The sequence below is a fragment of the Micromonospora sp. NPDC051300 genome, from assembly GCF_044455315.1.
GTDB classification, from domain to species: Bacteria; Actinomycetota; Actinomycetes; order Mycobacteriales; family Micromonosporaceae; genus Micromonospora; species Micromonospora robiginosa.
The window spans coordinates 1-21,567 of the sequence record NZ_JBITEP010000036.1 but is presented as its reverse complement, the minus strand read 5'-3'; the positions used below and the strand labels follow the sequence as shown (position 1 = coordinate 21,567).

The 21,567-nt window shown below is 74.4% G+C and carries 20 protein-coding genes; 10 read left to right on the top strand and 10 right to left on the bottom strand.

All coding sequences use genetic code 11. The features are described 5' to 3' along the window. The first annotated feature begins 122 nt into the window (after window positions 1-122). Window positions 123-758, top strand: coding sequence for a GAP family protein (locus ACIA5A_RS27545; protein WP_396767341.1), 636 nt, complete (start codon window positions 123-125; stop codon window positions 756-758). Here ACIA5A_RS27545 and ACIA5A_RS27540 read toward each other — a convergent pair. From ACIA5A_RS27540 to ACIA5A_RS27515, 6 genes are all read right to left on the bottom strand, one after another. Continuing rightward, complete coding sequence (locus ACIA5A_RS27540) at window positions 755-1,549, bottom strand: endonuclease/exonuclease/phosphatase family protein (protein WP_396767340.1); 795 nt, start codon at window positions 1,547-1,549, stop codon at window positions 755-757. The two genes, ACIA5A_RS27545 and ACIA5A_RS27540, sit on opposite strands and share 4 nt — an antisense overlap. Before the next feature lie 4 nt (window positions 1,550-1,553). Beyond that, on the bottom strand, window positions 1,554-3,044 hold the full coding sequence (locus tag ACIA5A_RS27535) for a phosphatase PAP2 family protein (RefSeq protein WP_396767339.1): 1,491 nt from the start codon (window positions 3,042-3,044) through the stop codon (window positions 1,554-1,556). 76 nt (window positions 3,045-3,120) lie between these two features. Continuing rightward, window positions 3,121-4,122 (bottom strand): YihY/virulence factor BrkB family protein, encoded by a 1,002-nt coding sequence (locus ACIA5A_RS27530; protein WP_396767338.1) that lies wholly within the window; start codon window positions 4,120-4,122, stop codon window positions 3,121-3,123. Then, complete coding sequence (locus tag ACIA5A_RS27525) at window positions 4,115-5,122, bottom strand: diacylglycerol/lipid kinase family protein (RefSeq protein WP_396767337.1); 1,008 nt, start codon at window positions 5,120-5,122, stop codon at window positions 4,115-4,117. Before ACIA5A_RS27525 ends, ACIA5A_RS27530 begins: the two co-directional genes overlap by 8 nt. Before the next feature lie 92 nt (window positions 5,123-5,214). Next, window positions 5,215-5,790: a Clp protease N-terminal domain-containing protein gene (locus ACIA5A_RS27520; protein WP_396767336.1), complete on the bottom strand. Its 576-nt coding sequence runs from the start codon at window positions 5,788-5,790 to the stop codon at window positions 5,215-5,217. Then, window positions 5,790-6,026 carry a helix-turn-helix domain-containing protein gene (locus tag ACIA5A_RS27515; protein WP_396767335.1) on the bottom strand — a complete coding sequence of 79 codons (237 nt, stop codon included), beginning with the start codon at window positions 6,024-6,026 and terminating at the stop codon, window positions 5,790-5,792. The genes ACIA5A_RS27520 and ACIA5A_RS27515 overlap by 1 nt, the downstream gene beginning before the upstream one ends. A gap of 103 nt (window positions 6,027-6,129) precedes the next feature. On the opposite strand from ACIA5A_RS27515, the gene ACIA5A_RS27510 reads away from it, so the two are divergent. The 6 genes from ACIA5A_RS27510 to ACIA5A_RS27485 all read left to right on the top strand — a co-directional run bounded on the left by ACIA5A_RS27510 (window position 6,130) and on the right by ACIA5A_RS27485 (window position 12,671). Next, the gene (locus ACIA5A_RS27510; RefSeq protein WP_396767334.1) at window positions 6,130-6,930 is read left to right on the top strand and encodes a PP2C family protein-serine/threonine phosphatase; all 801 of its coding nucleotides are present in this window, start codon (window positions 6,130-6,132) and stop codon (window positions 6,928-6,930) included. Window positions 6,931-6,999: 69 nt separating this feature from the next. Continuing rightward, window positions 7,000-7,563 carry a TetR/AcrR family transcriptional regulator gene (locus ACIA5A_RS27505; RefSeq protein WP_396767333.1) on the top strand — a complete coding sequence of 188 codons (564 nt, stop codon included), beginning with the start codon at window positions 7,000-7,002 and terminating at the stop codon, window positions 7,561-7,563. Continuing rightward, entirely contained in the window at window positions 7,560-8,384 is an 825-nt protein-coding gene (locus tag ACIA5A_RS27500; protein WP_396767332.1) for an oxidoreductase, read from the top strand. Before ACIA5A_RS27505 ends, ACIA5A_RS27500 begins: the two co-directional genes overlap by 4 nt. A gap of 65 nt (window positions 8,385-8,449) precedes the next feature. Continuing rightward, window positions 8,450-9,280 (top strand): universal stress protein, encoded by an 831-nt coding sequence (locus tag ACIA5A_RS27495; RefSeq protein WP_396767331.1) that lies wholly within the window; start codon window positions 8,450-8,452, stop codon window positions 9,278-9,280. A gap of 128 nt (window positions 9,281-9,408) precedes the next feature. Next, window positions 9,409-11,811 (top strand): phosphoketolase, encoded by a 2,403-nt coding sequence (locus tag ACIA5A_RS27490; protein WP_396767330.1) that lies wholly within the window; start codon window positions 9,409-9,411, stop codon window positions 11,809-11,811. After that, on the top strand, window positions 11,808-12,671 hold the full coding sequence (locus tag ACIA5A_RS27485) for a universal stress protein (protein WP_396767329.1): 864 nt from the start codon (window positions 11,808-11,810) through the stop codon (window positions 12,669-12,671). Before ACIA5A_RS27490 ends, ACIA5A_RS27485 begins: the two co-directional genes overlap by 4 nt. Before the next feature lie 47 nt (window positions 12,672-12,718). On the opposite strand, the gene ACIA5A_RS27480 is transcribed toward ACIA5A_RS27485, so the two are convergent. Beyond that, window positions 12,719-15,058 carry a heavy metal translocating P-type ATPase gene (locus ACIA5A_RS27480; protein ID WP_396767328.1) on the bottom strand — a complete coding sequence of 780 codons (2,340 nt, stop codon included), beginning with the start codon at window positions 15,056-15,058 and terminating at the stop codon, window positions 12,719-12,721. Between the two features lie 168 nt (window positions 15,059-15,226). Here ACIA5A_RS27480 and ACIA5A_RS27475 point away from each other — a divergent pair, with 168 nt between their 5' ends. Beyond that, window positions 15,227-16,237, top strand: a complete 1,011-nt coding sequence (locus ACIA5A_RS27475; protein ID WP_396767327.1) for an Acg family FMN-binding oxidoreductase — start codon at window positions 15,227-15,229, stop codon at window positions 16,235-16,237. Between the two features lie 93 nt (window positions 16,238-16,330). Then, window positions 16,331-17,998: a GAF domain-containing sensor histidine kinase gene (locus ACIA5A_RS27470; protein ID WP_396767373.1), complete on the top strand. Its 1,668-nt coding sequence runs from the start codon at window positions 16,331-16,333 to the stop codon at window positions 17,996-17,998. 2 nt (window positions 17,999-18,000) lie between these two features. Here the strand turns inward: ACIA5A_RS27470 and ACIA5A_RS27465 are convergent, their stop codons facing one another. Next, on the bottom strand, window positions 18,001-18,636 hold the full coding sequence (locus ACIA5A_RS27465; protein WP_396767326.1) for a response regulator: 636 nt from the start codon (window positions 18,634-18,636) through the stop codon (window positions 18,001-18,003). A gap of 181 nt (window positions 18,637-18,817) precedes the next feature. Here ACIA5A_RS27465 and ACIA5A_RS27460 point away from each other — a divergent pair, with 181 nt between their 5' ends. Beyond that, a complete protein-coding gene (locus ACIA5A_RS27460) occupies window positions 18,818-19,792 on the top strand; it encodes an Acg family FMN-binding oxidoreductase (protein ID WP_396767325.1) in 975 nt (324 codons plus the stop codon). Window positions 19,793-19,811: 19 nt separating this feature from the next. Here ACIA5A_RS27460 and ACIA5A_RS27455 read toward each other — a convergent pair whose 3' ends face one another. After that, a complete protein-coding gene (locus tag ACIA5A_RS27455) occupies window positions 19,812-20,813 on the bottom strand; it encodes an NAD-dependent epimerase/dehydratase family protein (protein WP_396767324.1) in 1,002 nt (333 codons plus the stop codon). Window positions 20,814-21,060: 247 nt separating this feature from the next. Continuing rightward, a partial coding sequence (locus ACIA5A_RS27450; RefSeq protein ID WP_396767323.1) for a transposase occupies window positions 21,061-21,567 on the bottom strand: 507 nt, incomplete at its 5' end.

Below are 21,567 nucleotides of genomic sequence, written 5' to 3'. Positions count from 1 at the left end.
GGGTTCGGCTGCCTCCTGATGATCCTCTTCTCGATCGTGGCGTCGGTGGTGCTGACCGTGCTGCTCAACCTGATCCTCTAGAACCGGCCGCCCGGCCGCCCCGGCGGCAACACAATGAGCGCATGAACCTGCTGACCGTGCTGCCGCTGACGCTGGTGATGATCGCCGGGCCGCAGCTCATCAGCGCGGTCTTCCTGGCCGCCAGCCGCGACCCGCGGCGCAGCTCGGTGGCCTATCTCGCGGGCGCGGCGCTGGGCACGCTGATCCCGCTGACCGTCTGGTACGCGGTGTTCCGCGTGGTGCGCCACGCCGCAGGCAACGGCACGAAGGACAGCGGCAGCCGGCACCTGATCGACTGGATCGTGCTGGCGCTGCTGCTGGTGCTCATGGTGATCACGTTCGTCAGGCGCGGGCGGAACCAGCCGCCGGGCTGGATGCGCAAGCTGGAGGACCCGCGGCCCGCGTTCGCGTTCGGTCTCGGCGTGCTGCTCTTCCTCGCCATGCCCAGCGACGAGGTCACCATGGCGTCGGTCGCCGGCAGTCTGGCCGGGCACGACAGGCCGTGGTGGCACCTGCTGCCGTTCCTGGTCCTCACCGTGCTGCTGCTGGCGCTCCCGCTGCTCGCGCTGGTGCTGCTGGGCGGTCGCGCCGAGCGGCTGCTGCCGAGGATCCGGGACTGGTCCAACGCGCACTCCTGGATCATCAGCGAGCTGGTAATCCTGATCTTCGTGGCGATCGTGGTGTCCGACCTGGCCTAGGCGTCGACGTCCAGCTCGGCCAGGACCGGATAGTGGTCGGAGGCGGTGTCCGCGTCGCCGCCGCGGATCACCCGCACCGCGCGTACCCGGTCGGCCAGCGCCGGCGTGGCGAGCAGGTAATCCAGCCGCATCCCGGCGAACTCCGCGCCGCCGTACCGGGTCGGCACGGTCAGCCCGCCGGGTCCGTCGCCGCCCGTGCGCGGCCAGAGGTCGACCAGACCGCCGTCGAGCAGCCGGGCCACCGCGCGGGTGTCCACGGTGAGCCCATCGCGACGCAGGTGCCGGCGCCGGTACGCGGCGGCCAGCCCGGCCAGCCGCTCGGCGTGGTCGACGGCCGGCTCCAGGGTGTTCAGGTCCCCGACGAGCAGCGCCAGGTCTCCCCCGCCGCGCCGCATCGCGGCCGCCAGCCAGCCCGCCTCGATCCGCCGCCGCCAACCCGAGTACGGGTTCAGGTGGGTGCTCACCACGGTCAGCGGTCCGGCCGGCGTGGCGATCCGCACCCGGGCGGCGGCGTGGTGGAACGGTCTGCGTACCGACCCGGCGGCCAGCACCCGAAGCGGCGGGCGGACCAGCACCGCCACCGACTGGCCGAACCAGGACCGGCCCAGATAGGGCGTCAGCCCGGCCCGCCGCGCCAGCGCGCCCAGCGTGCGGTCCAGCCCGCGCAACTCCTGCAGGGCCAGCACGTCCGGGCGCTGCGCGGTGACGACCGAGAGGATCCGGTCCCGGCGGTCGGTGCCGTCTCGGTCCCGACCGCCGGTGCGGATGTTCCAGGTCATCACCCGCAGCATCGGGTCATTCCGGCCGGCCGGCCTTGGCCAGCTCGTCGTCCAGCTCGTCGACCTGCTCGGACTCGATCTCCGGCTGGTTGCCCTGCGCCACGTCGGCGTTCGGCCGGACCACCCACCAGAGCAGCGACAGCCAGAGCGTGCCGAGGATGATCGCGCCCATGAAGTCGGTCGGGTGGTGCATGCCCCGGTACATCCGGGAGGTGGCCACGCCGACCGGCATGATCACCGCCATCGCCACGAACAGCCACCGCCACCACCTGTCGGTGCGCGGGAACACGATGATCGCCATGGCCACCCAGAGGCAGATGGTCGCCGCGATGTGCCCGGACGGGAACGACGAGGTGGGCATCTGCCCGTCCAGGTTCTCCACCGGCGGGCGGGGCCGCTCCACGACCCGCGCGCTGGCCAGGAAGAGGCTCAGCTCGCCGAACATGGCCAGCACCACGAACAGCACCGGCCGCCAGCGCCGCCACACGGCCAGCACGATCGGGCAGAACACCAGCGAGACCAGCAGGATGGCGTGGGTGTCGCCGAACTTGCTCCACCACCAGCTCAGGTCGGTGAGCGTGTCGGTGTGCCGGGCGGCGAACCAGCGCGGCACCTCGGTGTCGAGCCAGTCGAAGACCGTGCCCTTGGCGTGGTAGCTGACGTACATGCCGAACGCGTACAGCGCGCCGAAGACGATCACCCAGCCGACCAGCAGCTCGGCCACCGACGAGCGGGGGTGCTCCAGCACCTTCTCCTCGTCCGGGGCCAGGGCGATCTCCTCGCCCGCCTCAGGCTCCAGGCCCTCGGTCAGCGGCGGGACCGGCCGGCCGCGCTCGCGCCGCCACAGCCGGAAGGCGTACGCGGTGACGCCCAGCCAGGCCGCGCCGAGCAGCCAGCCGCCCAGCACGTCGGAGACGAAGTGCACGCCCAGCGCGATCCGGGTCAGCCCGACCAGGAAGATCAGCACGGCGGCGATGGCGATGGCCGGCTTGCGCCAGCGCGGCGCCATGGCGGGCAGGAACACCAGCAGCAGCGCGCCGTACGCGACGAACGAGCCGAGCGCGTGGCCGCTGGGGAAGCTGTTGCCGGGCGCGCTGGCGATCGGCACGTCCACCACCGGGCGCAGCCGCCCGACCAGCGCCTTGAGCGACGGGTCGAGGATCAGCCCGCCCACACCGGTGGCGATCAGGTAGACCGCCAGCCGGGACTGGCGGCGGATCAGCAGGCCCACCACCGCGATGGTGATCAGCCAGATCAGCACCGGCCGGCCGCCCAGGTCGGTGATCGCCTGGAGCACGGTGACCAGCGGACCGTGCGGGGCCACGAGGTTGTTGAACCACTCGGCCGCCTCGTGGTCGGCGTGTTGCAGCGGGCTCCAGCGGAACCGGACGAGCATCAGCAGCACGCCGAACGCGACGCCCGCGCCGGCCACCGCGAGCAGCCCGACCAGGCTCCGCTCGGCGAAGTGGCCGAGCGGCCGGCGCCCGGATTCCTTGACCGCGGTCACACCGCACCTCCCTTTTCTTCTGCGAGGCGCGCTGTACCCGATCGGCGTGGCTCTCACACGCCGCGTCGGCGCGGCGTCAGAGAGCGGTCATCTCGCCGGTGTCCAGCAGCTCCTGGCGCTGCGCCTCCGGCTCCCACAGGTCCGGCTGGGCCGGCTCCTCCACGCCGATCCGCATCGCCTCCAACTGGGCGGCGAAGGCCAGCCCGCCGAAGAGCGCCATCCCGGTGAGGTTGGCCCAGAGCAGCAGCGCCATCATGCCGGTGAGCGCGCCGTAGGTCTGGCCGAACCCGCCGCTGTACTTGACGTACGCGGCGAGCAGCAGGCTGGCCACCCACCAGATGGCGATGGCGATGCCGGCACCGAAGAAGAGCCAGGACAGACCGGGCTGCTTGCGGCGCGGCGCGTGCCGGAACAGCGCCGCGACGGCGAGCACGGTCAGGCCGAGGCTCAGCGGCCAGCGGATCACGTCCCACACCACCGTCGCGAGGTCGCCCCACTCGTAGTGTGCGCGCACCGAGTCACCCATCGCGCCGCCGCCGACCAGGATCAGGAACCCGGTCAGCGCGGGCACGCCGGCGACAAGCGCGAGGACGGCGGCGCGCACGTACTTGGGGAACGCCGGGCGGTCCCGCTCGACCCCGTAGATCCGGTTGGCGCCCCGCTCGATCTGGGCCATCGTGGTGGTCAACGCGACCAGCCCGGTGATGAGGCCGAGCGTCAGCGCCAGCTCGCCGGCGTCCTCCGAGCGGTCGGAGTCGGTAAGCAGCTCCTGCACCACCGTCTCGCTCTGGCCCGGCGTGATCGCCAGCACCGTGTCGGCGACGACCTTGCCGCCCTCGTCCGCGCCGAGATCGGTGATCAGGCCGGTGAGCGCGATCAGGAACGGCACCACGGCCAGGCAGAGCTGCAACGCCAGGGCCCGGGAGTGACTGAAGCCGTCGCCGTAGCGGAACCGGATGAAGGCGTCCCGCAGCAGGCACCAGCCGCCGTGCCGGCGCAGGGTGTGCCAGGCGTCGTCGGCGGACAGCTCGTTCTGGGTCATCAGCCGCGTCTCGGGGACGAGCTTGGTGCTACTCACGGCGCACCTCCTCGACCAGTTGCTCACCGCGCTCGGCGGCGGCCTTGGCGTCCTCGGCGAGGTCGGGGTGGTCCTCCGGCTGCGGCACGCAGAGCCAGAGCGACTCGGGCCGGATGGTGGCGGTGAGTGAGCGCCCCGGCTCGATGAGGTCGCCGTCGAGCTGGCGGGGCTGGGCCCGGTTGCTGGCGATCTCGACGGTGCGGGCCCGGAACACCTCCATCCGGGGCACGCTGCCGGTGCGGCGGACCAGCGCCCAGCCCATGGCGAGCCAGTGGCCGATCGTGCGCGGGGTCAGCACCGCCACGTCGAGCCAGCCGTCGTCGGGCTCGGCGTCGGTGAGCAGGCGCACCCCGCCCTGGAGGCGACCGACGTTGGCGATCAGCACCGAGCGGGCGCGGCGGCGCAGCGGCGGCCGGCCGTCGATGCGCACCGAGACGCGCATCGGCCGGTCCCGCAGGTGGCGGGCGGCGCCGACCAGGTAGGCCGGCCAGCCGATCCGCTTCTTGGTGGTCTCGGAGGTGGAGTCGAGCATCTGGGCGTCGAAGCCCATCCCGGCCATCACCGCGAAGCACTGGTCGTCGACCACGCCGACGTCGAGCCGGCGCATCCCGCGCTCGACCGCGACCTCCAGCCCGGCGGCGAGGTCGTTGCTGAGGCCGAGGTTGGCGGCGAGCAGGTTGCCGGTGCCCTGCGGCAGCACGGCGAGCGCCACGTCGGTGCCGGCCAACGCGGTGACGCAGGCCATCACGGTGCCGTCGCCGCCGCAGGCGAAGACCACCTCGGCCCCGGCCTTGACCGCCTCCTCGGCCTGGCCGCGCCCCGGGTCCTCGACCGTGGTCTCGTGCCAGGTCGGGGCGGGCCAGCCGGCCGCGTCGAGCGCGCCGTCCACGATCCGCCGGAACTCGTCCAGGTCGGCCACCTTCACCGGGTTGACCACCACGGCGGAGCGCGGGGTCCGGTTCTCGGCGGTCACCGGGCGCTTGTCGTCTGCACCGTCCACGGCGTCAGTGTGCAGCACGTCGAGCCTGGCGGCGACCCGGCGGGCGGGGTGGTTGCGTGGACCGCAAACAGGTTTGAATCCGCGACCCCGTGTCAGGCCGCCTCGCGCAGCGCCGCCTCGACCCGCCGGCGCAGGTCGTCGAGGTCCGCGCCGGCCTCGGCGAGCACCTGCGCGCCCAGGCCGCCGCCCTCGCGGAGCAGGCCGAGCAGGATGTGCTCGGTGCCGATGTGCCGGTGGCCCAGTCGCAGCGCCTCGCGCAGCGACAGCTCCAGCACCTTCTTGGCCCGGGGCGAGAGCCGGCCGGTGCCGTGCCGGCGGCGCCACCAACGGCGCGGGCGCGGCGTCGCCTCGCGCAACGCGTCGGGGCCGAAGGACTCCTCGATGCGTGCCACGATCGCGGCGAGGTCGATGCCGATCTCACGCAGCGCGGCGGCGTCCGCCGCGCCGAGCCCGTCGACGCCCTGCGCGGTGTGCCGGGAAACCGCCGCGCGCAGGGCGTCGGCGTCGATCCCGTCGGCGGCGAGCAGCCGGACCGCCAGGTTGTCGCGGTCGGCGAGCACGCCGAGCAGCAGATGCTCCGTGCCGACCGGACGCCGGCCCTCGGCCTGGGCCTCGACCAGCGCGTGGCGTACCACGGTTCGGGCCCGGTCGGTGAATCGTTCGAACATCACGCCTCCCAGCTCTGGGGCACCGCCGGTCGCCCGGCGTGCTTCTTGTGGACCGCCTGCCGGCTGACCTCGAGCGCGTCGGCGATCTCCTGCCAGGACCAGCCCTGCCGCCGGGCGTTGTCCACCTGGACCACCTCGAGCCGTTCGAGCAGCCGGCGCAGGGCGAGCACCGCGCGCAGGCCGACCTTGGGGTCGGTGCTGCCGGCCGCCGCCGCGAGTTCCGTCGCATGACTCATGCTGTCAATGTAGGTTGACAAGACCAGATTCGTCAACCCTGGTTGACAGACGACACGTCGCCGCCTGCCCACCGGCAGATCACGCCGGTGTTACTTTCCGTAGGTGTTCCGTCGCCGTCCGCTGGACCGGCAGGTCGAGGCCGCCCGCCGACCGACCGCCGGGCGACACACCCTGGAGATCGCCGGGGGCAGCGTGGTCGGGCACCGCTACCCGGAGAACTACGACGTGCTGCACGTCGACGAGACGCTGCCGCTGGCCGTGGTCTGCGACGGCATGGGCGAGGGCGAGGGCAGCCGGGCGGCCGGCACGACCGCGGCGCGCACCTTCGTCGACCAGGTCCGCGCCGCCTGGCCGGTCGTCGACGCCGCCGGCCTGCGCGCCGCCACGACCGAGGCGCACCGACGGGTACGCCGGGCCGGCGCGGGCCTGGCCGGGCTGACCGGCTGCACGCTCACCGCACTGGTGGTCGAGCCGACCGACGGCCAGGGCTGGTTGGTGCAGATCGGTGACTCGCGGGCGTACCGGCTGCGCGAGGGACTGCTGGAACTGGTCACGGTCGACCACACGATGGCCTGGCTCGGCCTGCTGCACGGCTGGTGGGCGGCCGGTTCGCCGGAGGCGTCCCGGGCCCGCTACCAGTTGCTGCGCTACGTGGGCCACCCGGACGGGCCGGAACCGGACCTGCTCTGCGTCCCGATGCGGCGCGGCGACACCTGGCTGCTCTGCACCGACGGGGTCAGCGACCAACTCGGCTACCACCGGTTGCGGGACCTGCTGGCCGCCCGGCGCGACCCGGCGCGCACCGTCCGGGCCCTGCTGGACGCCAGCCTCGCCGCCGGCGGGGAGGACAACGCCACCGCCGTGGTGCTGCGCGTGCACCCGGCGCTCCCCGCGCCACGCTGACCGCCGCGCCCCGGCGGAGTGACCGGAGCCACGTGCGACGTCCTGACATTCTGTGCAAGAATCGTCAGCATGTCAGAGGCCCGGTTGGAGACGATCCTGACCGCCGCGTACGCCTGCTTCACCCGGCACGGCATGCGCCGCACGACGATGGACGACATCGCGGCCGCCGCCGGGATGTCCCGGCCGGCGGTCTACCAGTACGTGCGCAACAAGGACGACGCCTACCGGCGGCTGGCCGAGCGGCTCTTCGCCGACTCGCTCGACCGGGCCCGCCACGCCGCCACCACCGCCGACGGCGACCTGGCCGCCAGGCTGCACGACGTGCTCGCCGCCAAGCTGGAACTCACCCTCACGCTGCACCGGGACAGCCCGCACGCCACCGAGCTGCTGGACGCCAGCGGAAAGCTCACCGGCGACCTCGTCGAGGCGTACACCGCCGAGATGACCGACCTGCTGGCCGACACGCTGGCGGACGCCGCCGGGCCGCGGGCCCGCGTGGTGGCCGACGTGCTCGTCGCGCTCACCCGCGGCCTGGAGGCCGACCTCACCGACCCCGACCTGCCCCGGCAGCGGCTGCGCGACGGCGTCGCGCTGCTCGTCGCCGGCCTACCCCACCAGGGAGACCCCGCATGACCGCCGTCCTGATCACCGGCACCTCCTCCGGCATCGGCCGGGCCACCGTCGCGCGCCTCGCCCGCCGGCCCGACCTCACCGTGTACGCGACCGCGCGCAAGGTCGACGCGATCGCCGACCTGGCCGACACCGGCGCCGAACTGCTCCCCCTCGACGTCACCGACGAGGCGTCCATGCGCGCCGCCGTGCAGGCCGTGGAAGCCGCCCACGGCCAGGTCGACGTGCTGATCAACAACGCCGGCTACGGCGAGTACGGCCCGATCGAGGAGACCCCGATCGAGCGGGTACGCGCCCAGTTCGAGACGAACGTCTTCGGGCTGGCCCGGCTCACCCAGCTCGTGCTGCCCGGCATGCGTCGCGCCGGCCGGGGCCGGATCGTCAACGTCAGCTCGATGGGCGGCCGGCTGGTCTTCCCCGGCGGCGGCTACTACCACGCCAGCAAGTACGCGGTGGAGGCCGTCTCCGACGCGCTGCGCCAGGAGACCCGCCCGTTCGGCATCGACGTGGCGGTGATCGAGCCGGGCCTGATCCGCACCGGCTTCGGCGCGGTCGCCGCGTCCACGCTCGGCGCGACAGCCGACCCGGCCGGGCCGTACCACCGGATGGTCGCCGCGGTGGACGCGTCGATGGCGAAGTCCTACCGCAACCCGATGCTCGCCGCCCCGGCGGACGCGGTGGCCCGGGTGATCGAGCGGGCCGTCGTCGCCCGCCGCCCGCGCACCCGCTACCTGGTCACCGCCGCCGCGTGGGCGATGGTGCACACCCGCCGGCTGTTCGGCGCCCGGCTCTTCGACGCGGTCAACCGCCTCCAGTTCCGCTGACCCGCTCCGGCCGACCGACCGCCCGACTACCGTGGGTGAGGAGCGCGGTCGGGAGGTGAGCCGGCATGGCCGCACCCAGCCACGGCGCGGTGGTGGTCGGCGTCGGCCGGACCGCGCAGGCCCTGTCGGTGGTCCGCACGGCCGCCGCCGAGGCCGCCGCGCACCGCCGGCCGCTGCACCTGGTGCACGCGTTCAACTGGGCGGCCACCTCCGGGCCCGCCCCGGCCGGCGGCACCCGCATCGACGCCGAGAGCGTGCTGGAACGCGCCGGCACGATCGTCGCCGACGCCGCGCCGGAGGTGCCGGTCAGCGGCGAGATCGTGGAGGGCTCACCCGTCGAGGCGCTGCTGCGGGCCGCCGACACCGCGTTCCTGGTCGCGCTCGGTGACGGCGGCATGGCCACCTGCCCGGCCTGCGTACCGGCCGACGCGCCGGCGGTCGAACTGGCCGCCCGCGCCGGCTGTCCGGTCCTCGTCGGCCGGTCCGAGCCGGCGCCGCCCGGGCCGCTGCTGGTCGGCTGGGACGACTCGCCCGGTTCCCGCGCCACCCTCGGGTACGCCTTCGACTGCGCCGAACGCCGGGGCGCCCGGCTGCTCGCCGTCCGGGTGGTCGAGCCGGAGCGCCGCGACGGCGACGACGGCGTGCTGGAGGAGGCGGTCAACCGGCACGCCGCCCGGCACCCCCGGGTCGCCGCCGACTGCCGGACCGTACGCGGCGACCCCCGCGACGTCCTGCTCGACCGGTCCCGCTCGGCGCAGCTCGCCGTGGTCGGGGCGCGCGGCGACGGCCCGGTGCAGTCCAGCCTGGGCGCGGTCAGCCAGGCGCTGCTCTACCACTCGCCGGCCCCGCTGATCGTCGTCCGGGGGCTCGACCCGGGCGCCGGGGACGGGTCATGACGCCCGCGCGACCCGGGACCTACGGCCCTGACCGCCGCCCCCGCGCGGCGGCGAGAGTGGACGCGCCGGGGACGGTGGTTTCCTCCCCGAGTGGCAGACGACCCCGAGCCACGAGAGGCTAACGCAGCATGGACACCGCGCTGGACCTGCACAGCCCCCTGACCGACGACGAGCTGCGCCGGCTGGACGCCTACTGGCGGGCGGCGAACTACCTGACCGTCGGGCAGATCTACCTGCTCGACAACCCGCTGCTCCGCGAGCCGCTCAAGCCTGAGCACGTCAAGCCGCGCCTGCTGGGGCACTGGGGCACCAGCCCCGGCCTCAACCTGCTCTACGCCCACCTCAACCGGGTCATCGTCGAGAAGGACCTGTCCGCCATCTTCGTCACCGGCCCCGGTCACGGCGGTCCCGCGCTTGTCGCCAACACCTGGCTGGAGGGCACCTACAGCGAGCTGTACCACCACATCCCGCGCGACGAGGCCGGCATGCAGCGGCTGTTCCGGCAGTTCTCCTTCCCCGGCGGCATCCCCAGCCACGTGGCGCCGGAGGTGCCGGGCTCGATCCACGAGGGCGGCGAGCTGGGATACGCGCTGAGCCACGCGTACGGGGCCGCGTTCGACAACCCGGACCTGCTGGTCGCCTGCGTGATCGGCGACGGCGAGGCGGAGACCGGCCCGCTGGCCGGGAGCTGGCTGTCGAACGTGTTTCTCAACCCGGCGCGCGACGGCGCGGTGCTGCCGATCCTGCACCTCAACGGCTACAAGATCGCCAACCCGACCGTGCTGGACCGCATCCCCACCGACGACCTGCTCGACCTGATGCGCGGCTACGGCTACCAGCCGTACGTGGTCGAGGGCGACGACCCTGCCGCCGTGCACCAGATCCTCGCCGCCACGCTCGACCGGGTGGTCGACGAGATCGCCGAGATCCAGCGCCGGGCCCGCTCCGGCGGCGAGGTCGAGCGCCCCCGCTGGCCGATGATCGTCCTGCGCACGCCGAAGGGCTGGACCGGGCCGGCGGACGTCGACGGCAAGCCTGTCGAGGGCACGTTCCGCGCCCACCAGGTGCCGATCGCCGAGGTGCGCGACAACCCGGCGCACCTGGCCGAGCTGGAGCGCTGGCTGCGCAGCTACCGGCCGGAGGAGCTGTTCGACGCCACCGGCGGCCCGGTCGCCGAGCTGGCCGCGCTGCCGCCCACCGGCGACCGGCGGATGAGCGCCAACCCGGTCGCCAACGGCGGCAAGCTGCTCCGTGACCTGGACCTGCCCGACTTCCGCGACTACGGCGTCGAGGTCGACGAGCCGGGCGCCACGGTGGCCGGCGCGACCGGCACGCTCGGCCCGTGGGTCCGCGACGTGATCACCCGCAATCCGCAGACGTTCCGCCTGTTCGGCCCGGACGAGGTCGCCTCCAACCGGTTGGGCGCCGCGTTCGAGGTCACCGACCGCGCGTTCGTCGGCCGCCGGGAGCCCGGCGACGACCACCTCTCGCCGGACGGCCGGGTGATGGAGGTGCTCTCCGAGCACCTCTGCGAGGGCTGGCTGGAGGGCTACCTGCTGACCGGCCGGCACGGCATCTTCACCAGCTACGAGGCGTTCATCCACATCGTCGACTCGATGGTCAACCAGCACGCCAAGTGGCTCAAGGTGACCCGGCACATCCCCTGGCGGGAGCCGATCGCCTCGCTGAACTACCTGCTCTCCAGCCACGTCTGGCGGCAGGACCACAACGGCTTCTCGCACCAGGACCCGGGCTTCATCGACCACGTGGTGAACAAGAAGGCCGAGGTGGTCCGGGTCTACCTGCCGCCGGACGCCAACACGCTGCTCTCCACCATGGACCACTGCCTGCGCAGCCGGCACTACATCAACGTGGTGGTGGCCGGGAAGCAGCCGGCGCCCAACTGGTTGACCATGGCCGAGGCGGTCCAGCACTGCCGCCGCGGCCTGGGCATCTGGGACTGGGCCAGCACCGACGACGGCGCCGAGCCGGACGTGGTGCTCGCCTGCGCCGGCGACGTGCCGACGCTGGAGACGCTCGCCGCGGCCGACCTGCTGCGCCGGCACCTGCCCGACCTGAGGGTGCGGGTGGTCAACGTGGTCGACCTGATGCGCCTGCAACCGCCCTCGGAGCACCCGCACGGCCTGCCGGACAACGAGTTCGACACCATCTTCACCCGCGACAAGCCGGTCATCTTCGCCTACCACGGCTACCCGTGGCTGATCCACCGGCTCACCTACCGCCGGGCCAACCACGAGAACCTGCACGTGCGCGGCTACAAGGAGGAGGGCACCACCACCACGCCGTTCGACATGGTGATGCTCAACGACCTGGACCGCTTCCACCTGGTCATCGACACCATCGACCGGGTGCCGGGGCTGCGCTCGCGCGCCGCGCACCTGCGTCAGGAGATGGTGGACACCCGGCAGGCCTGCCGCGACTACACCCGCGAGCACGGCGAGGACGACCCCCGGGTCGCCGAGTGGCGGTGGATCCGCGAGACCGACCCGGCCCTGAAGGGTGACGCATGAGCGACGACGAGATCCTGGTGGGCTACGACGGGTCCACCGACGCGTCGGTGGCGCTGGACTGGGCGCTCGACGAGGCGGGCCGCTCCGGCCGGCCGGTACGGCTCGCGTACGTCTTCGAGTGGCTGACCGTCGCGGGCTGGATCGGCCCCGGCGTGGCGCCCGGGATCTGGCCGGACGAGAACGCCCGGCGGCAGGTCGAGGAGCTGGTCCGCCGGGCGGCGGCGGACGCCGCCGCGGACCGGCCCGGCGTCAGCGTGCACGGCGAGGTGTTCGACGGCCCACCGGCGTTGGTGCTCCAGGAACGCTCCGCCGAGGCGGGCATGCTGGTGCTCGGCAGCCGGGGCCACGGCGGGTTCGGCGGGCTGCTCGCCGGCTCCACCGCGGTCTCGGTCACCGCGCACGCGCACTGCCCGGTGGTGGTGGTCCGCGACGGCCAGGCCGCCACGTCCGGGCCGGTGGTGGTCGGCTCGGACGGCTCCGACTCGGCGGGGCGGGCGCTCGGCTTCGCCGTCGAGCGGGCCGCCCAGCGGGACGTGCCGCTGCGGGTGCTGCGGGCCTGGTCGCCGCCGGGCGACAGGTGGTCGCCGCCGGACTTCGACCCGGAGGACATCGCCGCGAGCGAGCGGACCGCCGTCGAGGCGGAGCTGACCGAGTGGCGGGAGGCCTTCCCCGACGTGCCGATCGAGATCTCGGCGGTGCCGGGCAGCGCGGCGTCGCTGCTGGTGGAGGCGAGCCGGCCGGCGCAGCTCGTGGTGGTCGGCAGCCGGGGCCGGGGCGGCCTGCGCGGCATGCTGCTCGGCTCGGTCAGCCAGCAGCTCATCCAGCACGCCCACTGCCCCGTCGCGGTGGTCCGCGAGTGAAAGGCGGGGCCCCCTGTTAACGCATTCGGCATAACAGGGGGCCCCTCCTAACGCTCCGACGGACCGTCGGCGGGATTGAGAGAGAAGTAGTCCTCCTCCTCCTGAGCCAGGTGCAGGCGCAGCACGGCGTCCAGGCCGTAGAGCGCGGACAGCAGGTCGGGCGCCTCGTCGGCGGGCACCCGGCCGTCCAGGGTCGCCAGGTGCCCGCCGATCCGCTCCACCAGCCGGACGATCTCCACGTGCGCCCGGCTCATCGTCGAGGTCGCCTCGTCACTGCCCAGCGGACCGGCCAGCGCCGGATAGAGCTGCCGCTCCTCGGCCCGCTCGTGCGGCAGCACCTCCTCGGTCAGCCGCCGGTGCACGTCGCGCAGCGCCGGACCGCACGCCGGGTCGTCCGGGCGGGTCGCCACCAGGTCGGCGGTGTCCCGCAGCCGGGCCAGCACGTCGCGTACCCCGCCGTGCTCGCGCTGATAGCGGTCGAGCAGCTCCCGGGTGTGCGGGGGAACCTCCCGCCGCCGCAGGCCGCCGCCGAGGGCGCGCAACGCGTTGAGGATCACCAGCACGTCGATGCCCTCCTGGAGGAACGCGCCGGCGACCGGGGGCAGCCGGCCGGCGGCGGCCACCAGCATGGCCAGCACCGCCAACCCCATCCCGACGGTGGCGCTCTGCACCGCGATCCGCCGGGCGTACCGGGCGATCTCGACGGCGTCGGCGAGCCGGTCCAGCCGGTCCACGGTGAGCACCGCGTCGGCCACGTCGGCGGAGGCGGTCGCCCCGGTCCGGCCCATCGCCACGCCGACGTGCGCCTCCGCCAGCGCCGGGGCGTCGTTGACCCCGTCGCCGACCATCACGGTCACCGCCCGCGCCGACTCGGCGCGTACCCGATCGGCCTTCTCCCCCGGCGAGCAGCGCGCGATCACGTCGTCCACGCCCACCACCTGCGCCACCTGGCGGGCCGTGCGCGGCCGGTCGCCGGTCACCATGACCAGCCGGGTCAGCCCCGCCTCGCGCAGCCGCCGCACGGTCCGCCGCGCGTCCGGGCGCACCGGGTCCTCCAGCAGGATCGCGCCGAGCGGCCCGCGCTCGTCGCTGACCCAGACCGTGGAGCGGCCGGACAGCTCGGCGCGCTCGCGCACCCGGTCCGCCCACGGCGGCGGCTCGCCGTCGAGCTGGCCGACCCGGACCGCGCGGCCGTCGACCCGCCCGGCCACCCCGCGCCCCGGCTCCTCGGTCACCCCGGTCGGCTCGACCAGCCGCAGCCCCCGCTCGCGGGCCTGCCGGACCAGCGCGGCGGCCAGCACGTGCGGCGAGAGCTGCTCGACGGAGGCGGCCAGCCGCAACACCTCGTCCCGGTCGCCGCCCGGCGCCACCACGGTCTCCGCCGCCCGGGGCCGCCCGGCGGTGAGCGTGCCGGTCTTGTCCAGCAGCAGGGTACGGGCGCGGCCGAGCTGCTCCAGCGAGCCGCCGTCGCGGACCAGCACGCCCCGGCGGGCGACCCGGGACAGCCCGGACACCACCGCGATCGGGGTGGCCAGCAGCAGCGGGCACGGGGTGGCCACCACCAGCACCGCCACCGCCCGCACGAACTCGCCGGACAGCAGCCACGCCAGGCCGGCGAGCAGCAACGTGAACGGCACGAACGCGGCCGCGTACCGGTCGGCGAGCCGCACCATCGGGGCCTTGCGGGCGGTGGCCTCGCCGGCCATCCGGACGATGCCGGCGTACGTGCTCTGCGCCGCCTCGCGGCTGGCCCGCAGCCCGAACGCGGCGCCGGCGTTGACCACGCCGCTGGCCACCTGCTCCCCGGCGGCGCGGCCGACCAGGCGGGACTCGCCGGTCACCACCGACTCGTCGAGCGTGGCCGCCTCCTCGACCGTCCCGTCCACCGGCACCACGTCACCGGGGCCGACCAGCAGCCGGTCACCGGCCGTCACCCGGTCCAGCTCGACCACCTCGATTCCGCCGTCCGGGGTGCGCCGCCGGGCCTGCCGGGGCGCGCGTTCCAGCAGCGCCCGCAGGTCCCGGGTGGCCCGGCGGCGGGCGTACTCCTCCAGCGCCCGCCCGGTGGCGACCATCAGCGCGATCACGGCCCCGGCCAGGTACTCCCGCACCAGCAGCGCGCCGAGCAGCGCCAGCACGGCGATCACGTCCACGCCGAACTGCCGGCGCCACAACTGGCGCAGCACGGCCCAGGCGGCCGGCGCCAACGCGACCACGGTGACCGCGGCCCAGACCAGGTCGGCCGCACCCCGCGCCCCCGCGCCCCGGAGCGCCGCGCCGCCCAGCACCGCCGCCGTGAGCAGCGCCAGCGGCGCCCACTCGGCGGTCACCGCCCGCCGGGCGCGGGCCGGCCGTTCGGGTACGCATTCGCGCGGTTCCGTCCCCACGTGCGGATCGTCTCAGTGCGGAAGCGGCGCAGGTAGGGCGATTGCGGGTAATCCGGAAGGTCGAACGACCCGTGCGAGGCGTCCGGGCATGGCCGAGGATGGAGCGGCAACCCCACCCGAGCGCCCCGCACGTGGGGCACGATGGGAGAAACAGGAAAGGTCGTGACGATGAGCCACGAGACGCCGGCGACCGATCGCCCGCTGACCACCGCGCTCGCGGAGGCCGCCGGAACGGCCGGCCACGCCCCGTCGGTGCACAACACCCAGCCGTGGCACTGGACGGTCCGGCCCGACGCGCTGGAACTGCGCGTGGTCAAGGAACGGCACCTCAGCGCCATGGACCCGGAGGGCCGGCTGCTGGTGGTGAGCTGCGGCGCCGCGCTGCACCACGCCCGGCTGGCGCTGGCCGCCGAGGGCTGGACCCCGGTGGTGGAACGCCTGCCCGACCCGCACCAGCCCGACCTGATGGCCCGGCTCACCGGGCTGCGCCACACCGGCGCCGACCCGGACGCCATGCGCCTGGTGCAGTGCATGCAGGTGCGGCACACCGACCGGCGGCCGGTCAGCGACGAGCCGATCCCCGCCGCCGTGCTCGGCGACATCGACCGGGCCGCCACCGGTGAGGGCGTGAACCTGCAACTCCTCGACGACATGCAGAAGATCGAGCTGGCCAGCGCCGCGCAGCAGGCCGCCGCCGTCGAGGCGGACAGCCCGGAGCTGCGCGAGGAACTGGCCTACTGGATCAACCGGGCCGGCACCGGCACCGGCCTGCCGCCGGAGGTGCTGCCCGACCAGCCGGCGCAGACCACCGTGCCGGGCCGCGACTTCGGCCACCCCGGCTCGCTGCCGATCGGCCCCGGCCACGACAAGGCCGCCGTCTACGCCATCCTCTGGGGCTCCGAGGACGAGTCGGAGAGCTGGCTGCGCGCCGGCGAGGCGCTCTCCGCCGCCTGGCTCGAAGCCACCCGGCACGGGGTCTCCCTGGTGCCGCTCTCGGGCGTGGTGGAGGTCGACGGCACCCGCGAGGTGCTCCGGCAGATGCTGGCCGGTCTCGGCCACCCCTACCTGAGCATGCGCCTCGGCGTGGCCGACCCGGAGCACGCCGGCCCGCCGCACACCCCCCGGCTGGACGCCGCGCAGACCGTCGACACCTCGGCGGTCCGCGACCACCCGGCCTGACGGGTCTCGTCGCGGTGCGCCACCGGGCGATAGCATCGCCCGGTGGCCGCCGCACCGAACCCCCGGCACGAGCACGTCACGCCGTCGCTCGGCCTGAGCCCGCTGTCGCGGGTCCGCCTCGACGAGCTGCTCCAGGAGATGCTCGACCGGGTCGGCGAGGTGGTCACCAGCCGGGAACGGCTGCGCGCGCTGCTCGACGCGGTGGTCGGCATCGGCTCCGACCTCGACCTGCGCAGCACGCTGCAACGGATCGTGCAGTCGGCGTGCGAGCTGGCCGGCGCCCGCTACGGCGCGCTCGGCGTGATCGGCCCCGACCGGATGCTGCACGACTTCATCGTCCACGGCATCGACGCCGAGCTGCACGCCCGCATCGGTGAGCTGCCGCACGGGCGGGGCGTGCTCGGCATGCTCATCGACGAGCCGAAGCCGCTGCGCATGCCGGACATCACCCGCCACCCCCGGTCCTACGGCTTCCCGCCGCACCACCCGCCGATGCACAGCTTCCTCGGCGTGCCGGTGCGCATCCGCGACCACGTCTGGGGCAACCTCTACCTGGCCGAGAAGCAGGGCGCCGCCGAGTTCACCGAGGACGACGAGGAGATCGTGACCGCGCTCGCCGCCGCGGCCGGCGTGGCGATCGAGAACGCCCGCCTCTACGCGCTGGCGCACCGGCGGGAACGCTGGCTGGCCGCCGCCGCCGAGATCACCTCGGTGCTGCTGGGTGAGGTGCGCCGCACCGACGCGCTGTCGCTGGTGGCCCGCCGCGCCCGCGAGGTCGCCGAGGCGGAGCTGGCGCTGGTCCTGCTCTACGACGAGGACGAGGCGCAGTTCACCGTCGAGGTGGTCGACGGCGCCGACCCGATCGCCCGGGAGCTGGTCGGCGCGGTCCTGCCGGCCGCCGAGACCAGCTTCGCCGGATCGGCCACCGAACGCCGCCACGAGCAGGTCGACGACCTGGCCGCGGCGGCGCCCTGGCCCCGCCCGGTGGTCGCCGGCCCGGCCGTGGTCTCGCCGCTCGCCGCCGGTGACACGCTGCACGGCGTACTGGTGATCGCGCACCGGCCCGACCACGGCCCGGCCGCCGACGACGACCTCGCGCTGCTCGCCAGCTTCGCCGGCCAGGCCGCGCTGGCCATGGAACGCGCCCGTGGGCAGGAGGAACGGGAGCTGCTGGTGGTCCTGGAGGACCGCGAGCGGATCGCCCGCGACCTGCACGACGTGGTGATCCAGCGACTGTTCGCCACCGGCCTGCAACTGCAGAGCGGGGCGATGAACGCCCGGCCCGAGACGGCCAAGCGGATCAACCAGGCGGTCGACGACCTGGACGCCACCATCCGCGACATCCGCCGCACCATCTTCGAGCTGCGCACGCCGATGAGCGCGGCGCTGCGCACCGAGATCCGCGAGGCGGTAGAGGTGGCCGCCGAGTCGCTGGGCCACCGGCCCGACCTGGAGCTGGTCGGCCCGATCGACAGCGCCGTGCCGGACGACCTGCGCCCCGAGCTGGTCGCCGTGCTGCGCGAGGCGCTCTCCAACGCGGTCCGGCACGCCCACGCCGACCGGGTGGCGGTCCGGGTGGCGGTCGACGCCGGCCGGGTCGACGTCACGGTCACCGACGACGGGGTCGGCTGCGACCCGGAGTCGGCCCGCAGCGGCCTGGTCAACCTGCGCGAGCGGGCGGAACGGCTCGGCGGCGGGTTCACGCTGCGCCGGGTCGAGCCGCACGGCACCGAGCTGCGCTGGACCGTCCCGCTCGACTGAGGTCAGTGCTTGCCGAGCAACCGGGTGGCCAGCACCGCGGCCTGGGTGCGCCGCTCCAGGCCGAGCTTGGCCAGCACGCTGGAGACGTAGTTCTTCACCGTCTTCTCGGCCAGGAACATCTTCCCGGCGATCTCGCGGTTGGTGAGCCCCTCCGCGACGTACTCCAGGATCCGCCGCTCCTGCTCGGTGAGCGACTTCAGCTCCCGCGGCTGCTCCACGCCGCTGCGGATGCGCTCCAACACCCGGGTGGTGATCGCCGGGTCGAGCAGCGACTGCCCGGCCGCCACCCGGCGGACCGCGTCCACCAGGTCGGTGCCGCGGATCTGCTTGAGCACGTAGCCGGCCGCGCCGGCCATGATCGCCGCGAACAACGCCTCGTCGTCCTCGTACGACGTGAGGATCAGCCCCTTGATCGACGAGTCCACCGCGCGGACGTCGCGGCAGACGTCGATGCCGTTGCCGTCGGGCAGCCGGGCGTCGAGGATCGCCACGTCCGGGCGGAGCGCCGGAATCCGTCGCGTCGCCTCCTGGGCCAGGCCGGACTCGCCGACCACCTCGATGTCGCCGCTGCTGGTCAGCAGATCGGCCAGGCCACGACGGACGACCTCGTGGTCGTCGAGCAGGAACACCCGGATCATCAGTCCTTTCTACCCGCCGCGCCGGCACCCCGCACGGGCCGAAGGTCCCGTCCGTCGCGCGCCGGTCCGGGACGGACGGACCCGCCCAGGTGGGGACCTCCGGCCCTGATCGCGTCCCGTCCCGGTGGCGCACCGTGGGGGTGGACCGACCGGAGGGGCGCCGCACGGAGGGAGCACGACCATGACCACCGGATACACCGTCGGGCAGCTGCGGGCCGCGGTCGCCGACGCGGTACGCGCGCCGTCGCTGCACAACACCCAACCGTGGCGGTTCCGGCTGCGCGACGGTGGCATCGAGGTCGCCGTCGACCCGCTGCGCGGACTGCCGGCCACCGATCCGACCGGCTGGGGCGCCCGGATCGCCTGCGGGGCGGCGCTGTTCAACCTGCGGCTGGCGCTCGCCGTGGCGGGCACCCCGGCAACCGTGCGGCTGCGCCCGTACCCGACCGACCCGGACGTGGTGGCCCGGCTGCTGCCCGACGTGCCGCGCCGGCCCACCCCGACCGAGCAGAGCCTGTACGGGGCGATCGCCCACCGGTTCAGCAACCGCGCGCCGTTCTGGCCGGACCCGGTGCCGGCCGAGGCCCGCTGGCGTCTCGGCGAGGCGGCCCGCGCCGAGCAGTGCTGGCTGGAGCTGGTCATCGGCGCCAGCCCGGTCAACGCGCTCGCCGAGGTCGCCCGCAGCGCGCACCGGGTGCTGGAACGCGACCCGGCGTACGTGGCCGAGCGGGTCGAGTGGATCCGCTCCGAGCCGGCCCCGGACGGGGTGCCCGCCGCCGCCGGCGGGCCGCAGAGCGAGCCGCAGGACCTGCTGCCGCAGCGCGGCTTCGGCGGTCGCAACCGCGCCCCCGGCCGCGACTTCGAGCCGGAGCCGCTGGTGGCGGTGCTGGGCACGCCCGGCAACACCGGCGCCGACCAGGTCGTCGCCGGGCAGGCGCTGCAACGGGTGCTGCTCACCGCCACCGACGCCGGGCTCGGCGTGTCGATGCTCTCCCAGCCGATCGAGGTGCCGGCGGCGCGGGAGGCGCTGCGGCTGTCGCTGGGCCGGTTCGGCACCCCGCAGATGGTGATGCGGATCGGGTACGGCCAGCCGGGACGCGCTACCCCGCGCCGGCCGGTCGACGAGGTGCTCGACCTGCCGGTCGTGCCGGCCTGACCTCGTTCCCGCCGCCTGCTCAGGCGGGCAGGCCGGCCAGCAACGCCGCCTCCCGCTCCGGGGCCAGGCCCACCGGGGCCCGCGCCGGCCTTCCGGCCCGCGCCGGCACCCGCCCCACCTCGCGCAGCCACCGCCACGTGTCGGCCACCGTCTCGGCCACCGGTCGGCAGACCAGCCCCGCCGCGTACGCCCGCTCGACGTCCCGCTCCTGCAACCAGCGGTACTCGTGCCCACGCGGGATCCAGATCGGCAGGTCGTTCCACGGCTCCACCCCGGCGGCGAGGATCGTCGCCGGTTCCGTCCAGCGCAGCGTCGCCGTCGACCCGGTCGTCGCCACCACCGCGTCGAGCAGCTCACCCATCGTCGTGTGCCCGCTGCGACTGACCACGTTGTACGCCCCGCCGACGCCCTCGACGCCCCGGTCCAGCAGCCAGTTCGTCAGGTCGCGGACGTCGACGTACTGCACCGGCAGGTCACGCGGGCCGGGAGCCACCATGTCACCGCCACGCTCCGCCCGCCGCAGCCACCACGGCAACCGTCCGATGTCCTCCCCGGGCCCGAGGATCAGACCGGCCCTCACCAGGAGCGCCCGGTCGCCGTACACCTCCACCGCCGCCCGCTCCCCGCCGGCCTTGTTGCTCGCGTAGTCGCCGAAGTCCGCGTCCGGCTCCGCCACGACGGTCGGTGCCTCCTCCCCGGTGCCCAGGCCGACCGGCGGCGCGTACACCGAACCGCTGGAGACGTAGACGTAGTGCGGCACCGCGCCGACCACCGCGCGGGCCGCGTCCCGGACCGCCCGGGGCGCGCCGTCCCAGGTGTCCACCACCAGATCCCACTCGCCACCGGCGAGCGCGGCCAACCCGCCGGGCGCGTCCCGGTCCCCCCGCAACAGGTGTACGCCGCCCGGCGCGGCCCCGCTCACCCCCCGGTTGAAGACGGTCACCGCCCAGCCACGGCGGACCGCCTCCGCCACCACCGCCCCGCCCACGAACCCCGTACCACCCAGCATCAACAGTCGCATGCGCCCCACCCTCCCCCACGGAACCCACCCCGTCCCGCCCTGTTCACGGTGAGCGGATCTGCCCACGGCAGAACCCACCCCTCCCGCCCCTCCCCACCCCGTCGATCTTGCACTTTCGGCCCCCGAGATGCCGGTTCCGCCCTGATATGAACGGGCAACAACTGCAAGATCTGTGAAGGTGTTTGTCAAGCGGCTTCGAGGGAGTGTGTCGATTTCCGTGTTTGGGCCTGTGGTGTGATCGAGATTGTTAGATGGCGATCCGGTCGCCGTAGGCGAGGATAAGGGCGTTGAGGGCCTTGGCCCAACCGTAGACCCGGCCGGTGATGCTCCCGCCGCCCTTGCGTTTCTGCTGGACGACGAGGTAGAGGACCTTCATCGCGGCCTGCTCGGTCGGGAAATGCCCCCGCCGGCGGGCGGCCTGCCGGAACCGTGCGTTGAGGGACTCGATGATGTTGGTGGTGTAGAGGACCTTGCGGACCTCGTGGTCGTAGTCCAGGAACGGCACGAACTGCGGCCAGGAGGTGCGCCAGAGCCGGATCACGGCGGGGTATTGGTCGCCGAACTCGGCGGCGAACGCCTCGAACCGGGCCTCTGCCGCGGTGACGGTCGGAGCCGTGTAGATGTCCCGCAGAGCGGGGGTGATCTTCTGCCAGTCCTTCCGGTTCGTATAGCGCAGGCTGGCCCGCACGAGGTGCACGACGCACTGCTGATGCACCGCCTGCGGCCAGACCTGCTCGATCGCGTCGGTCATGCC

Bases quoted from the DNA above. Each gene is read 5' to 3' on its own strand.
- ACIA5A_RS27545 (WP_396767341.1), top strand. From the start codon at position 123: ATGAACCTGCTGACCGTGCTGCCGCTGACGCTGGTGATGATCGCCGGG.
- ACIA5A_RS27540 (WP_396767340.1), bottom strand. From the start codon at position 1,549: ATGCTGCGGGTGATGACCTGGAACATCCGCACCGGCGGTCGGGACCGA.
- ACIA5A_RS27520 (WP_396767336.1), bottom strand. From the start codon at position 5,790: ATGTTCGAACGATTCACCGACCGGGCCCGAACCGTGGTACGCCACGCG.
- ACIA5A_RS27515 (WP_396767335.1), bottom strand. From the start codon at position 6,026: ATGAGTCATGCGACGGAACTCGCGGCGGCGGCCGGCAGCACCGACCCC.
- ACIA5A_RS27505 (WP_396767333.1), top strand. From the start codon at position 7,000: ATGTCAGAGGCCCGGTTGGAGACGATCCTGACCGCCGCGTACGCCTGC.
- ACIA5A_RS27500 (WP_396767332.1), top strand. From the start codon at position 7,560: ATGACCGCCGTCCTGATCACCGGCACCTCCTCCGGCATCGGCCGGGCC.
- ACIA5A_RS27495 (WP_396767331.1), top strand. From the start codon at position 8,450: ATGGCCGCACCCAGCCACGGCGCGGTGGTGGTCGGCGTCGGCCGGACC.
- ACIA5A_RS27490 (WP_396767330.1), top strand. From the start codon at position 9,409: ATGGACACCGCGCTGGACCTGCACAGCCCCCTGACCGACGACGAGCTG.
- ACIA5A_RS27485 (WP_396767329.1), top strand. From the start codon at position 11,808: ATGAGCGACGACGAGATCCTGGTGGGCTACGACGGGTCCACCGACGCG.
- ACIA5A_RS27475 (WP_396767327.1), top strand. From the start codon at position 15,227: ATGAGCCACGAGACGCCGGCGACCGATCGCCCGCTGACCACCGCGCTC.
- ACIA5A_RS27465 (WP_396767326.1), bottom strand. From the start codon at position 18,636: ATGATCCGGGTGTTCCTGCTCGACGACCACGAGGTCGTCCGTCGTGGC.
- ACIA5A_RS27460 (WP_396767325.1), top strand. From the start codon at position 18,818: ATGACCACCGGATACACCGTCGGGCAGCTGCGGGCCGCGGTCGCCGAC.
- ACIA5A_RS27455 (WP_396767324.1), bottom strand. From the start codon at position 20,813: ATGCGACTGTTGATGCTGGGTGGTACGGGGTTCGTGGGCGGGGCGGTG.